We start from the raw sequence: 14,803 nt of genomic DNA, 5'->3' as shown, positions 1-14,803 counted from the left end.
TACTCTTAATGAATAAATAAATGAGTCGATCGACCAACTTTCTGGCATCTTAAATGACAAAAAGAGTTGCCGAACCACGTTCGGCAACTCTTCGAGTCTTTCATCTTACTTCACTGGGCAGGTGCTCGCTTCGCGATAATCAACTACTTTCACCTTACCACTCAAAATATCCTGCTTCGCTGTATTAATGCGCTTTTCCATCTCAGCGCTGACGACCGCGCGATTGTCTTTATCGAGTGCCCAATCCACGCCGCCTTCCTTTAAACCGAGGTTGGTCACGCCAGCTTTCCACGTGCCATTCTTCAATTCCATGAAATTGTTGTACACCGCATTATCGACGCGCTTCACCATCGAGGTCAGCATCACGCCAGGGAACAAATAGTTTTGGTTGGAATCAACTCCAATCGCCAATTTGTTTTTTTCTTTTGCCGCCTGCAAGGCGCCCATACCGCTACCACCTGCAGCGTGAAATACCACGTCCACACCACGCTCGAATTGGGAACGTGCTAATTCGCCACCTTTAGCTGGATCATTCCATGCTGCAGCTGTGGTGCCGACAATGTTTTGAATCACTTCCGATTTCGGATCAATCGCTTTAGCACCTTGGGCGTAACCGCAGGCAAAGGCACGAATCAAAGGGACGTCGATACCGCCGATGAAACCAATTTTCTTAGACTTACTCGCCATAGCCGCCGCCATACCGACCAAGTAAGAACCTTCTTGTTCTTTAAACAGAATCGACGCTACGTTTGTGCCAGCAGCAGAACCGTCAACGACGACGAACTTTGTGTTCGGAAATTCTTTTGCCACCACTTGGACTTGTTGTGCATGAGTAAAACCAATCGCTGCGATCAACTTCACGCCTTTGCGAGCCAAATTGCGCATCACCTGTTCACCTTGCACACTACTCAGCGCTTGCACGTCGATATAGTTCAGACCCGTGTCTTTCTTAAAGCGTTCCGCACCTTCATAAGCAGATTGATTGAAAGAGCGATCAAATTTTCCTCCTGCATCGTACACCAGCGCATATTGAGCTTGTTGAGCCATCGCTTGCATACTCAACATTGCTGTCGCACATGCCAAAATAATTGAACGCAGTTTCATACAGTCTTGCTCCTCGATCTTAGAAGTCTCAGCGAGCCTCGCTTTAAAGTTTCATGGCCCACATTTACGTAAATACTCTTTTTACTCTTTTTTAATTTTTTATCTTTACTTCAATGCCAAATCTGGGCGTTTATTGCAATTCATGCCATTGGATTTGATTTTCACTGATTGTGCCGAATTATCTTCGCCGGCGCGAAATCATAGCATAAGGGCTTAGTCGATTAATGGAAATGACTCTCTACTAAGGACCGATGTGGTATTGATGTCTGCGCACCGAGCTGGGTAACCGCTATCGCCGCCGCTCTTTGAGCGAAATCACAAGCTTTTTGCAGGCCTTCACCTTCCCCTAAAGCAACTGCCAAAGCCCCAACAAAGGTGTCTCCTGCCGCAGTGGTATCAAGCACCTCCACTTTATAGGCGGGCATCGTCATACTGCCCTCTGCCGTTACCACCACCACACCGGCAGCGCCCAAAGTGACGATCACCGTACCGACACCGCGTTGACGCAAAACTTGTGCCGCTGCCACTGCACTTTCTGCATTTTCCACGGACATCCCTGTCATTTGCTGGGTCTCCGTCTCGTTTAAGACCAAGAAGTCGACTTGGTTCAAAAGATCGGTCGCGATATCTTGCATGGGCGCGGGGTTCAAAATGACTTGCAAGCCCAATGTCTTTGCTTGCTGGATCGCATAGGCGACGCTTGCCATCGGTGTCTCTAACTGGCACACCAAAAACTGTGCCCCTGACATTATTGTCTTTCCAGCGTCAATATCCGTCGATTGCACTTCCGCATTCGCACCAGCGGCCAACACGATGCTATTTTCACCGCTGTCATCGAGCAAAATTCCCGCTACACCAGTGGCGCAATTCGAAACCTGACGTACCAACTGCGTATCAATGCCATCCGCTTGCAATGCGGCGACACTGCTGCGGCCGAAATCATCCTGTCCAACGCAGGCGATTAAACTGACCTCACCACCCAATCTCGCGGCAGCAACCGCTTGATTCGCGCCTTTGCCTCCATGAATCTGATGAAAGCTTTGCCCCATCAAGGTTTCACCGGGCGCTGGCATGCGTGGCGTCTTGAATAGCAAATCCATGTTGACGCTACCGACGACAACGATCTTCGCAGCTTTATGCTTATGCGTTTGCATCAGACGACCTCGCTTTCAATCGAAACGATGTACTGGAGAATAAATGATTAGGCGCGCTCTTGCGCTTTCCACTGTAGAAAGTGGGCTAGCATCTCCAAGCCTTTTTCGAAGTGGTGATTGTTGGGGATGACGATATCGGCTTTACTGCGATGCGGCAAGATAAATTCTTCGAAGGCAGGCTGATGATGACGACTGAGTCGGTACATCACATCGTCTTGGTCGTAACCACGCTCAACCGCATCACGTTGAATACGGCGTTGCAAGCGATGATGGTCATCAGCATCAATAAACACTTTCAGATCAACGATCGCATTCAGCTGCTCATGGTGTAGTGCGTAAATCCCTTCCAACAAAACCACGGGCGCGGCTGGGATATGAATAATTTTGGGCACCACGTCGGTACGATTGAAGGTATATTCCTTGATCGCTAAATCTTGGCCTTCCTGCAGGCGCAATACGTCAGCATAGAATTTATCGAGATCGAGCGAACTCGGAATGTCGAAGTTTTCTACGCTATTTTCATCACGCGTTTGCTGATCGATGGTTTTGTAGTAATTATCTTGAGAGAGCAATGAAACGCTATTTGCCGGCATCATTTTCATCAACGCATGGATGAAAGTTGTTTTGCCGCTGCCACTACCGCCAGTGATTCCCACTAAGTATGGTTTCATTGTTTTGCTCTTCATGATGTGTTGAAGTTTGACCTCGCATTGCCGCGCGCACCGATCGGGCGCTGCGTCGACTCATCCTAGCTTCATTCTCGATGCTTACACTATCCTAACAGTAGTCATGGAGAGCGAAAACACTTAGCAGGAAATCCGAGGCGAAAAAAAACGGCTCAATCTGTAATTGAGCCGTTTTTTATCTGGCGTCCCCAGGGGGATTCGAACCCCCGTACCCACCGTGAAAGGGTGGTGTCCTAGGCCTCTAGACGATGGGGACAAAAACTTGTCCGTACTGCCGACCTATTTACTTTTTTCGCTACGCTTATTTCGTTTCGCGATCAAGTAAGACCAAGATTATATACTTCATTTCTTAGTTTTGGCAAGCATTTTTTTATAAATCTTGTTCAAAACTGAAATTTGTCTCGCTCTTGGTGGAGGTAAGCGGAATCGAACCGCTGACCTCTTGCATGCCATGCAAGCGCTCTACCAACTGAGCTATACCCCCGCACGAAACAGAAACGAGAGTATAGCAAGTTCTCGCGAAAGTTGTAAAGCTGATTGCTGGTCAGCGCAAACGCTCTAACACGCACTCACGGCCAAACAACTCAATGACAGCGTCGATTGATGGCGTTTGTAACTGGCCTGTTAACAGTAAGCGTAATGGCATCGCGAGTTGGGGCATTTTCAAACCATGTTTCGCCAAGACTGCCTTCATCGCCGCAGAAATTGCCGCCTTATTCCATTCCACTTGGGCACAGGCTTCCGTGAATTCAGCTAAAGCTGGCTTGATCGCTTCTGTGAGATGCTGCTCTAACAATGCAGCTTCAGGCGCAGGTTGGCGATAAAACAGTGTCGCTGCTTGCGCCAATTCGACAGTAGTGTTGGCACGTTCTTTCAAGAGCCCAATGACGGCCGCCAAATCGGGGCCCTGCTCTGCACTCACACCCAACTTAGCCAAATCAACCTTCACCAATTGCGCTAAGCGTTGATTATCCGCGGCTTTGATATAGTGATTATTCAACCAAGCTAATTTCTCTGGATTGAATTGCGCAGCAGAACTCGACAAGTGCGTCAAATCAAACCAGCTAATCATTTGCTCCATACTAAATACTTCATCATCGCCATGCGACCAACCAAGACGCGCGAGGTAATTTAAGAGCGCTTCTGGTAGATAACCTTTATCAAGGTAATCCATGACGCTGACCGCATCGCGACGCTTCGATAATTTCTGACCATCGGTACCCAAGATCATCGGCACGTGACCATAAAATGGCAATGGTGCTCCCAGCGCATTCAAGATATTAATTTGGCGCGGAGTATTATTCACATGGTCATCACCGCGAATCACGTGGGTGATTTTCATATCACTATCATCGACTGCCACACAGAAGTTATAGGTTGGCGTTCCATCTGGACGCGCGATGACCAAGTCATCCAACTCACGATTCGAAATAGTGATCGTGCCTTTGACGACATCATTCCACGTCACCTCACCATCGAGTGGATTCTTAAAACGAATCACAGGTTGACGGTCGGCGGGAATTGCTGGCAATGTTTTGCCTGGCTCTGGGCGCCATGTGCCGTCATAACGCGGTTTTTCACCGGCGGCACGTTGACGCTCGCGCATGGCTTCGACTTCTTCTGGAGAGCAATAACAGTGATAGGCGGTGCCTTCTTCCAGCATCTTTGCCAGCACTTCACGATAGCGGTCCATGCGCTTCATTTGATAATAAGGACCTTCGTCATGCTGCAAGTTCAACCAACTCATGCCATCAAGAATAGCTTGCACCGCTTCCGGCGTTGATCGCTCCAAATCCGTATCTTCGATACGCAACACAAAAGTGCCGCCAAAATGACGAGCGAAAGCCCAGCTAAACAAAGCGGTACGGGCGCCACCAACATGGAGGTAACCAGTTGGACTTGGCGCGAAACGGGTACGGACCGGTGCAGCCGTAGTGTGAGATAGATGAGAGGCAGTCATTATTAAAATCTTTTTGTGAGAATCTTTTGAACAAGTGATGAGCAAATGATGCATGCTAGCCGAGCAAAACAATCTGCTAACAAGGAATCATCTTTACCGGAAAACCGCTATTTTACCTTGTTGCATCGAACTAATAAAACCTTGCCTTTCCGCTACCATTCTTGCTCTTCCACTTGTAGTCCACGCTGCCCAATGCCAGCGCATGATTTACAATGCCACCGACAAACAAAAACTAAAGCAGACTTCTAGCCGAATTTAAGTCGCCACCTCGCCGCGGCCCACTATCACAACCATCACTCATGAGCAAAATCAGCAGCCCACTTCCTATGCGCGATGGCGTCAGTCCCAGCTTTGTTTGGGTGCCAGAAGGAAAATGGACAACTGTGCTCAATTTTCTGTGTCAACATTTTCCTGACATCAGCGAAGAAACCTGGCGAGCTCGTTTCACCAAGCAAGAGGTTTGCGACCAAACAGGCCAGCGCTTGACAGCGGAGAGTTCGATCGAGCGCGGTATGTGCTTGTTTTATTATCGTGAAGTGGCCCACGAGACGCCGATTCCATTTGAGGAAGTCATTTTGCATCAGGACGAGCATCTCCTCGTGGTCGACAAGCCTCATTTCCTTCCCGTCACACCAGGTGGGCAATATCTGCAAGAAACGCTCTTAGTCCGCTTAAAGAATAGGACTGGCATTGAAGAGCTAACGCCCCTACATCGATTGGACCGTGAGACTGCGGGCGTGATTTTATTTTCCGTCAATCGCACAAGTCGCGGAGCTTATCAAAGTCTATTTCAACAGCAACAAATTCGAAAAATCTATCAGGCAATTGCGCCGAAAATCGAAAACCTGAGCTTCCCTTATCTCAAACGTAGTCGACTAGTAGAAAGCTCACGTTTTTTTGTAATGGAAGAAGTTCCTGGAGAAGCCAATGCCGAAACATTGATCGAGGTACTCGAGGATCGTGGCGAATATGCGCTGTACCGCCTCTCACCGAAAAGTGGGAAGAAACATCAACTGCGTGTTCACATGGCAAATTTGGGCGCACCTTTAGTCAATGATTTGTTTTACCCAGAGATCAAGCCAAGCGGCAGTGATGACTATACGAAACCATTAAAGCTGTTAGCCCATTCAATCGCTTTTCGCGACCCGATCACTGAGCAGGAGCGCAGATTTCAATCCAACTTAAGCCTCTAAGGCATTCACTCGTAGCGATCAAACGACTGATTTAAATCAAAAATGCATGATTCACCACTCGCTTACTGGAATCGAAATACAGAAACCATGGCACTGCGGTTGACAAGATCTGGCCGGCAAAGTATCATCTTGCTTCTCGGAGTGTAGCGCAGCCCGGTAGCGCACCTGGTTTGGGACCAGGGGGTCCAAGGTTCGAATCCTTGTACTCCGACCAATATTTGAGGATCGTCGAATATTTTTGACGATCCTTTTTAGTTTCATCATGTTTTACGTCGGCGTACCCGAAGTGAATACATGCAGCAGTTTTCGGAGTGTAGCGCAGCCCGGTAGCGCATCTGGTTTGGGACCAGAGGGTCCAAGGTTCGAATCCTTGTACTCCGACCAAAATAAAGCCTCGACTATTCACTTAGTCGAGGCTTTTGTTTTTATTTCTCATTTTTCTTTCTCATTTTTCTTGCTCATTTTTCTTTTTGCATCTCTTTCATTTATCCAATCTGCAATTTTACGGCCTGCAATCTCTTCACCTAAGCCCGCAAGATCACCCGCACCGCATTCCCCACTTGGCGCAAGTCGCTCATCGTCCACTGCTGAGCCTGCTCAACATGCTGCAAGCCAGGCAAGTCAAACATCGTTCGACCGCTTCCCAAAAATTTCGGCGCCAAGTACAACAACAATTCATCAACTAAGCCAGCGGCAAGTAATGCACCGCTCAACTGAGCTCCCGCTTCCACATGCATTTCATTGATTTGCTCTCGCCCAAGTTCTTGCATGAGGCGCGACAAATCAACGTGAGTTCCATCTGGATTTGGTAAATGCAAATACTGGATTTCGCAATCTTGCTCAACCTTACATTCACAGCAATCCACATCAAGAGTTTCATCTCGAGTTTGGGCGTGAACCAGTAAGACTCGCCCACTTTCCAATAAACGCGCTCTGTTTGGCATGCCATGAATTCTAAGTCGAGAATCAACCACGATCTTGCGCGGCTGAAAACGCGAAGTGTATTCAGGGTAACGAATATTCATTTGCGGATTGTCGGCCAATACTGTGCCTATGCCCGTCAAAATCGCATCAGCACGAGCGCGCCAATGATGGCCATCTTCACGCGCCGCGGCATCCGTAATCCATTGACTCTGACGATTCGGCAATGCCGTAAAGCCATCCATACTCGCCGCCATTTTGAGGCGAACCCACGGTTTCCCAGTGCGCATCCTGTGCAAGAATCCAATATTCAACTCGCTCGCCCGTTGCGCCAGCACACCACTCAATACGTCGATACCCGCCTCACGCAACATCGCAAATCCACGACCTGCCACCAAGGGATTCGGATCTTCCAACGCCGCGACCACGCGCGCCACACCGGCTTCAATCAATGCATTCGCACATGGCGGCGTACGACCATAATGGCTACACGGTTCGAGAGTGACATAAGCCGTTGCACCTTGCACAGCATGTCCTTGACTAGCGGCATCGCGCAAGGCCATCACTTCCGCATGCGCCTGCCCTACTTTCTGGGTACAACCACGACCGATGATCTGCCCATCCTTTACCAACACACAGCCCACCCGTGGATTGGGCGCCGTTTCCATACTCGCACCCGCAGCTAAATCCAAGGCGAGAGACATCATCTCCACATCTTGCGATGTTGGACCTGGCCCTGTTTGATGTTCTTCATTTACTGTGGTTGTCGTCATAAATAACTGAAGCGATCAATGAAAATAGCGTTTAAGCGCTCGGCTCACATTTAAGTATTTTGCACGGTAATGCTGGGGAACTTGCTGCTCATATCCTTGGCTTTATCCGCCACATGGACCGCAACTTTACGCGCAATGGTTTTGTAAATTTCGGCGACCTGACCATTTGGATCCGCCACCACGGTCGGCTTACCGGAATCCGCCTGCTGACGAATACTCATGCTGAGCGGCAGGCCGCCCAAGAAATCCACACCAAAGTCACGACACATTTTCTCGGCACCGCCGGTACCAAAAATCGCTTCCGCATGACCGCAGTTCGAGCACACATGCATACTCATATTTTCGACAATGCCGAGAATCGGAATGCCAACTTTCTCAAACATCTTTAGACCTTTGCGGGCGTCGAGTAATGCAATGTCTTGCGGTGTCGTAACGATCACAGCACCTGTCACTGGGACGCGCTGCGATAGCGTCAATTGAATGTCGCCGGTGCCTGGCGGCATATCCACGATCAAATAATCGAGGTCGCGCCAATTGGTGAGTTCTAGTAATTGCTGCAAGGCTTGTGTCACCATCGGACCGCGCCACACCATGGGCGAATCAGGATCGATCATGAAACCAATTGACGACACCTGTACCCCATAGTTTTCTAAGGGCTCCATGGTTTTTCCATCATTCGATTCGGGACGCGCATCGATCCCCATCATCATCGGTTGCGACGGTCCATAAATATCCGCATCAAGCAAACCCACACTAGCGCCTTCAGCGGCTAAAGCCAGCGCCAAATTCGCGGCGGTGGTCGACTTGCCGACACCACCCTTGCCCGAAGCAACCGCAATAATATTTTTCACATTCGGCATCAACTTAATGCCACGTTGCACTGTGTGCGCCACAATCTTACTGCTGACGTTGACGACGACTTGCTCAGCACCGGCGACACCATGCAAAGCTTTCGCTACGAGTTCGCGGATGAGGTCAAATTGCGACTTCGCCGGATAGGCCAATTCAATATCAAGGCTCAATTTGCCGTTTTGCAATTGGATATTTTTGGCCGATTTGGTCGTAATGAAATCCTTGCCTGTATTTGGGTCAAGCACGCTGCTCAACAGACTTTTAACTTGTTCAACCATGGAATTCTGATCTTGCATACACATCTCTTTTTCAAATGAATCCCACAAGTCTATCCGAAAATCGCAAAGAATCGCGGGAAAGCCCTGCGCCGTACAAGCTTAAAACGCACTCGACAGTACCCATTTAGCCGCGAGGCAACTAACGCAAAAGCGGCCGAATATCGCGTATTTTCTCGCCAGATCCCCACACCAAGGGGCAAATGCGAGGGTAAAACTCGGTTAAAATACTGTTTTTGTCCAATTCATAGAAGAAATTCAATTATGACCCGCAAGCTGTTCGTCACCACTGCCCTGCCTTACGCAAACGCACCTTTCCATCTCGGCCATATCATGGAGTACATCCAGGCTGACATCTGGGTTCGTCATCAGCGAATGTCGGGCCACGAAGTCAATTTCGTGTGTGCAGACGATGCCCATGGCGCGCCGATCATGATTGCGGCGGAGAAAGCTGGTTTGACTCCACAAGAGTTCGTCGGTCAAATTGCCGCTGGACGCAAACAATATCTTGATGGATTCCATATTCAATTCGACAATTGGCATTCCACAGATGGCGCAGAAAACCACGAATTATCGCAAGACATCTACCGCAAGCTGAAAGCAGCGGGCTTCATCACCAGCAAAACCATCGAGCAATTTTACGATCCAGTAAAGAACATGTTCTTGCCGGATCGTTACATCAAAGGCGAATGCCCAAAATGTGGCGCCAAAGATCAATACGGCGATTCTTGCGAAGTGTGCTCTGCTGTATATGCCCCAACCGAATTGAAGAATCCGTATTCTGTCTTGACGGGTGCAACGCCGGTCATGAAATCGTCTGAGCACTTCTTCTTCAAACTCTCTGATCAGCAATGTGTTGATTTCTTGCGTGGCTGGGCTTTGCAAGATAATCGCTTGCAATCCGAAGTGGCGAACAAGTGCAAAGAATGGTTGGAAGGTGAAGGCGGCTTGGGCGATTGGGATATCAGTCGTGACGCGCCTTACTTCGGTATCGAAATTCCTGATCAACCAGGCAAATATTTCTATGTATGGCTCGATGCGCCTGTCGGTTATTTGGCTTCCTTGAAAAACTACTTCAACAAAACCGGTAAAGATTTTGCCGCCTTCATGGCCGATCCAAGCACCGAGCAAATTCACTTCATCGGCAAGGACATCACGTATTTCCACACTTTGTTCTGGCCTGCGATGTTGAAGTTCTCCGGCTACAAAACGCCGGATCGCGTCTACGCTCACGGTTTCGTGACCGTGTCCGGCGAGAAAATGTCGAAGTCTCGTGGCACCGGCATCTCGCCATTGCGCTACCTCGACATCGGCATGAATCCTGAATGGTTGCGTTACTATTTCGCAGCCAAATTGAACGCTAAGGTCGAAGATTTGGATATGAATCCCGATGACTTTGTCGCTCGCGTAAATTCCGATTTGATCGGTAAGTACATCAATATTGCGAGCCGTGCTTCTGGCTTTATCAGCAAACGCTTCGAAGGCAAACTCAGTATGCAATGGGCGAGCGGCGACGATGCTTTCTTGAATGGCTTGCGCGCGGTTGCTAGTGAAATTCAAGCGCTTTACGAAGCGCGTGAATTCGGCAAAGCCTTGCGTGCTGTGATGGAACAGGCCGATGTGATCAATGCATATGTCGATGCGAATAAGCCTTGGGAATTGGCGAAAAAAGAAGGTAGCGAAGCGAAATTGCAAGAAGTCTGCAGCCGCTTATTGGAAGCTTTCCGCATTTTGACCATTTACTTGAAACCGGTACTTCCAAACCTGGCTCGTGGTGTTGAAGCGCAGTTGAATATCGCACCATTGCAATGGGCCGATGTGACCGTTGCGATGGCGGATCAGCATATTGTCAATCCTTACGTGCATTTGATGCAGCGTGTTGAGCCGAGTATTTTTGACCAATTGTTTGATGCCCCTGCTGCACCAGCTGCACCGGCAACAACTACAGCAACGCCGGCAGCAGACGCGACACAAGCCGCTAGCGATGCAGCAGCCATTGAAGCGATCGCACCCGAAATCAAGATCGATGACTTTGCCAAAATCGATTTGCGTATCGCCAAAATCGTCAACTGCGAACATGTCGAAGGCTCCGATAAACTCTTGCGCCTAACGCTCGACGTCGGAGAAGGCAAAACACGCAACGTCTTCTCAGGCATCAAATCCGCTTATCAACCAGAACAATTGGTCGGCAAATTGACCGTGATGGTCGCCAACTTGGCCCCACGTAAAATGAAGTTTGGCATGTCTGAGGGCATGGTATTAGCAGCGTCTGCCGCTGATGAAAAAGCCAACCCAGGTTTGTACATTCTCGAGCCATGGCCAGGTGCACAACCAGGTATGCGCGTCGGCTAAGTTAGAAAGACGGCGGTCGCTATCGACTATCGAAAAGGAATGCGCATCGACTCGGTGCGCATTTTTTTTACTGAGTTTTCCTGTCGATGTCATGCGAGCCGCGACCGACAAAAGTAACGCGATAAAATACGCAGAAATACGAATAAATCAAGCAAGCATTTAACACAATCGAGCACATCATGAGTATCAGCATTCCACAACGTCTCAGCCAACTGCGTGCCGTCATACAGACACAAGGCTACGACTATTGCTTAATTCCATCCGCCGACCCACATCTCTCCGAATATCTGCCAGAACGCTGGCAAGCGCGCGAAGTGTTCTCGGGATTCACTGGTTCGGTGGCGACCTTGATCGTCGGCCAAGACTTCGCCGGCCTGTGGGTCGACAGTCGCTATTGGGAACAAGCGGACATTGAATTGCGCGGCAGCGGCATTGAAATGATCAAGATCGTCGGCTCGGCCGCGACTGCCCACATTGATTGGCTCGCACAACAAATGCAGGCGAATCAACGTCTCGCTGTCGATGGCAAAGTGCTTGGACTTGCCAGTGCTCGCGCCCTGCAAAACGCGCTCTACCCTAAGCGTGTTCAAATCGACACGAATATCGATCTTGTCGATCAAGTTTGGTCAGATCGACCAGGTTTACCAACAGCCGCGGTGTATGAACATCAAGCGCCTTTTGCGGTGGTCAGCCGCTCTGAAAAATTAGCTACTGTGCGCAAGGCCATGAAGGACAAAGGCTGTAGCCACCATTTCATCTCTACGGTCGATGATATTGCTTGGCTCCTCAATTTACGTGGTGCCGATGTGAATTACAACCCGGTCTTCGTCTCCCATCTTTTGCTCAGCGCAGACCAGGCTGAACTTTTCCTCCCTTTGCAAAAGATCGACGCTGATTTACGCGACCGCCTCGCGCGCGATGGTGTGATTTGCCGTGATTATGATGAGGCTGAATCGGCTTTACAAAACCTGAGCGCATCAAGCTCCATCTTGATCGATCCACGCCGCATCACCTTTGGCTTTCGCGAAGCGATTCCGCAACATTGCAAAGTGATAGAAGCACTCAATCCCTCTGTATTCGCCAAGTCACGCAAAACACCAGAGGAAGCTCAATTCGTGCGACAAGCAATGGAGCAAGATGGCGCGGCCCTTTGTGAATTTTTCGCGTGGTTCGAAAGTGCTATCCAAGATCCTACAAACAACATCAGCGAACTCACCATCGATGAAAAAATTTGTGCGGCGCGCGCTCGTCAAGCGCATTTTATCTGTCCGAGTTTCGGCACCATCGCCGGCTTCAATGGCAACGGCGCCATGCCGCATTATCGCGCTACAGAAAAATCCTATGCGCAGATTAAAGGAAACGGCTTATTGCTGATCGACTCGGGCGGTCAGTATTTGAATGGCACCACCGATATCACACGAGTGGTCAGCGTAGGTACCGTCTCAGCTGAGCAAAAACGTGATTTCACGCTTGTGTTGAAAGGCATGATCGCGCTGTCACGTATGAAGTTTCCGCATGGGACTTACTCTACGGTATTAGATGCAATCGCTCGTGCGCCGATCTGGGCAGAAGGCATCAATTACGGCCACGGCACAGGTCACGGCGTTGGCTACTTCTTGAATGTACATGAAGGACCTCAAACGATTTCGGGCGCCATTCCAGATGCCAATATGGTGATGGAAGTGGGCATGATTACTTCGAATGAACCGGGCATTTATCGCCCAGGAAAATGGGGTATCCGCATCGAAAATCTCTTACTCTGTGTGCCAGCGGAGAGTACCGAATTTGGCGACTATTTGCAGTTTGAGACTTTAACTTTGTGCCCTATCGATACGCGTTGCATTGATCGCAGTATGATGCGCGAGGATGAGATCGCATGGTTGAATCACTACCATCAAATGGTGTTTCAGCGTCTTTCGCCGCGGGCATCCGGCGCGGCACTCGCATGGATCACACAAAGAACGCTGGCGATCTAGGCCTTGCATTTAGATTTATTCGTTCAAGCAAAAGCCTCGCTCACTATCCCAGAACGAGGCTTTTTTATAAGCGATTTGACTCATCACAAAAATTCGAAGCCGAGCTCAGCAAGAATGAAACGCCTCCCTCAATCCGATGGATTATTGACGATATTTGCATGAGGCAAACACATGCAGAAGCGCGCCCCACCAAGCTTGGCATTACCGACCTCGACTTTGCCGTTATGCATTTCCACAATTTGTCGAACAATTGCCAAACCCAAACCAAACCCACCGCTATTGCGATCACGACTACGATCTAAGCGGTAGAACGCTTCGAACACATTATTACGTTCCGATTCGGGAATGCCCAGACCATCATCTTCGACGATGATTTGAAAGCCTTCTTTACTTGCGCGCACTTCAAAGTGTATCGATTTACTCGCGTACTTCATTGCATTCTTCAGCAAGTTTTGTGCAGCTCTCGCCAACAATCGTTGGTCGCCACTGATAACCAATGAAGCGGGTTCAATAATCGTCCCCAGTTGTAATTCTTCACGCATCGGAGGTAGGCTTTGGATGCAGGCCATCGCAAACTCCTCTGCCACAAAACGGTCGCAACGCAAATCATGTTGTTGCTCCATTTTGGCCAGATTCAACAACTCAGACACCAGCGCATTCAGCTCAAACAGATCGCCACGCATTGCATCAATCTTGTGGTGTACTTTGGCGTCGTGCGAGGTATCTTGCAGGATTTCCAAGGCAAATTCTAGGCGTGCGATCGGGGTGCGTAATTCGTGCGAAACCGCATGCAAAAGTTGGCGTTGTGATGTGAGTAGCTTGGCGATCCGCTCAGCCATTTCATTGATCTGCAAAGACAATGGATAGACGCTCGACGCAATCGGTGTGCTGGCTCGCGCAGCTAAGTCACCGTCACCAAAACGTGCCGTCACTTTGGCTAAGGCCTGTACTTCACGCCAATGATTACGTGACCAAAAAGCGAGCGGCACCAACAGTACCAATGCAACCAAGATATAACGCAACAACTCAATACGAATAAACTGCCACATATCAATCGGCAAGTCTTGCGCATACAGGACATCATTCTCGCTATCGACATAGCGGTAGCCAGTCAAATCAACGCGGCGGTAAAAAGCTCGGCCAGGCGCATCAATCACGATACTGCCATCCATCAAGTGCGCCTTTTGGCTTTCGTTCAATTGCGTTAAGGCCGTGCGCAACGGTATCAATTCAAACTTCACTTGCGAAACTTCACGTACCTTGTTCAAGCGTTGCAACCATTCATCGCCAGGGGCTTTGTCGATATACTGCTCCAGCAAGAAAATCTGAGGGGCCGCCTGCTTCTCTGCATTTTCTCTGATCGGTTCACCAAAGATCACCGTGATCACAAGGTAAACCAGGGTCGCGGCGAGTGCGATCGATAGGAAAACCGGGGCGACAAAACGGAGAAAAACGCGATTCATGGATGGCACTCCAAATCACACGCTGCACACTGACTCATGCCATTTGACAGGACTCTTGCCATGCTAAGACAAGCGCAGAAAAAGGACGACGCAC

General features: G+C 49.4%; 10 protein-coding genes and 4 tRNA genes. 5 read left to right on the top strand and 9 right to left on the bottom strand.

The window, feature by feature from the left end:
• Nucleotides 1–105 precede the first annotated feature (105 nt).
• From RF679_RS04960 to gltX, 6 genes are all read right to left on the bottom strand, one after another.
• Complete coding sequence (locus RF679_RS04960) at nt 106–1,104, bottom strand: BMP family lipoprotein (protein WP_309483109.1); 999 nt, start codon at nt 1,102–1,104, stop codon at nt 106–108.
• A gap of 221 nt (nt 1,105–1,325) precedes the next feature.
• Entirely contained in the window at nt 1,326–2,258 is a 933-nt protein-coding gene (gene rbsK / locus RF679_RS04955; RefSeq protein ID WP_309483108.1) for a ribokinase, read from the bottom strand.
• A gap of 47 nt (nt 2,259–2,305) precedes the next feature.
• Nucleotides 2,306–2,929: a uridine kinase family protein gene (locus RF679_RS04950; protein ID WP_309483107.1), complete on the bottom strand. Its 624-nt coding sequence runs from the start codon at nt 2,927–2,929 to the stop codon at nt 2,306–2,308.
• A 195-nt stretch (nt 2,930–3,124) separates the two neighbouring features.
• Nucleotides 3,125–3,200, bottom strand: a tRNA-Glu gene (locus tag RF679_RS04945).
• 152 nt (nt 3,201–3,352) lie between these two features.
• Nucleotides 3,353–3,428, bottom strand: a tRNA-Ala gene (locus RF679_RS04940).
• A 60-nt stretch (nt 3,429–3,488) separates the two neighbouring features.
• Nucleotides 3,489–4,904: a glutamate--tRNA ligase gene (gene gltX, locus RF679_RS04935; protein ID WP_309483106.1), complete on the bottom strand. Its 1,416-nt coding sequence runs from the start codon at nt 4,902–4,904 to the stop codon at nt 3,489–3,491.
• 299 nt (nt 4,905–5,203) lie between these two features.
• Here gltX and RF679_RS04930 point away from each other — a divergent pair, with 299 nt between their 5' ends.
• From RF679_RS04930 to RF679_RS04920, 3 genes are all read left to right on the top strand, one after another.
• A complete protein-coding gene (locus RF679_RS04930) occupies nt 5,204–6,097 on the top strand; it encodes an RluA family pseudouridine synthase (protein ID WP_309483105.1) in 894 nt (297 codons plus the stop codon).
• Nucleotides 6,098–6,234: 137 nt separating this feature from the next.
• Nucleotides 6,235–6,311, top strand: a tRNA-Pro gene (locus RF679_RS04925).
• 93 nt (nt 6,312–6,404) lie between these two features.
• A tRNA-Pro gene (locus RF679_RS04920) sits at nt 6,405–6,481 on the top strand.
• 140 nt (nt 6,482–6,621) lie between these two features.
• On the opposite strand, the gene ribD is transcribed toward RF679_RS04920, so the two are convergent.
• On the bottom strand, nt 6,622–7,791 hold the full coding sequence (gene ribD, locus RF679_RS04915) for a bifunctional diaminohydroxyphosphoribosylaminopyrimidine deaminase/5-amino-6-(5-phosphoribosylamino)uracil reductase RibD (RefSeq protein WP_309483104.1): 1,170 nt from the start codon (nt 7,789–7,791) through the stop codon (nt 6,622–6,624).
• 50 nt (nt 7,792–7,841) lie between these two features.
• Nucleotides 7,842–8,939 (bottom strand): iron-sulfur cluster carrier protein ApbC, encoded by a 1,098-nt coding sequence (apbC, locus tag RF679_RS04910; protein ID WP_309483103.1) that lies wholly within the window; start codon nt 8,937–8,939, stop codon nt 7,842–7,844.
• A gap of 243 nt (nt 8,940–9,182) precedes the next feature.
• Here apbC and metG point away from each other — a divergent pair, with 243 nt between their 5' ends.
• Nucleotides 9,183–11,270 (top strand): methionine--tRNA ligase, encoded by a 2,088-nt coding sequence (metG, locus tag RF679_RS04905; protein WP_309483102.1) that lies wholly within the window; start codon nt 9,183–9,185, stop codon nt 11,268–11,270.
• Between the two features lie 179 nt (nt 11,271–11,449).
• A complete protein-coding gene (locus RF679_RS04900) occupies nt 11,450–13,246 on the top strand; it encodes an aminopeptidase P family protein (RefSeq protein ID WP_309483101.1) in 1,797 nt (598 codons plus the stop codon).
• A gap of 128 nt (nt 13,247–13,374) precedes the next feature.
• Here RF679_RS04900 and RF679_RS04895 read toward each other — a convergent pair whose 3' ends face one another.
• Nucleotides 13,375–14,709, bottom strand: coding sequence for an ATP-binding protein (locus RF679_RS04895; protein WP_309483100.1), 1,335 nt, complete (start codon nt 14,707–14,709; stop codon nt 13,375–13,377).
• Between the last annotated feature and the right edge of the window lie 94 nt (nt 14,710–14,803).

It is taken from the genome of Undibacterium cyanobacteriorum, assembly GCF_031326225.1.
GTDB classification, from domain to species: domain Bacteria; phylum Pseudomonadota; class Gammaproteobacteria; order Burkholderiales; family Burkholderiaceae_D; genus Undibacterium; species Undibacterium cyanobacteriorum.
Note: the sequence above shows the minus strand (reverse complement) of the source record. Positions and strands in the feature narration are given on the sequence as shown.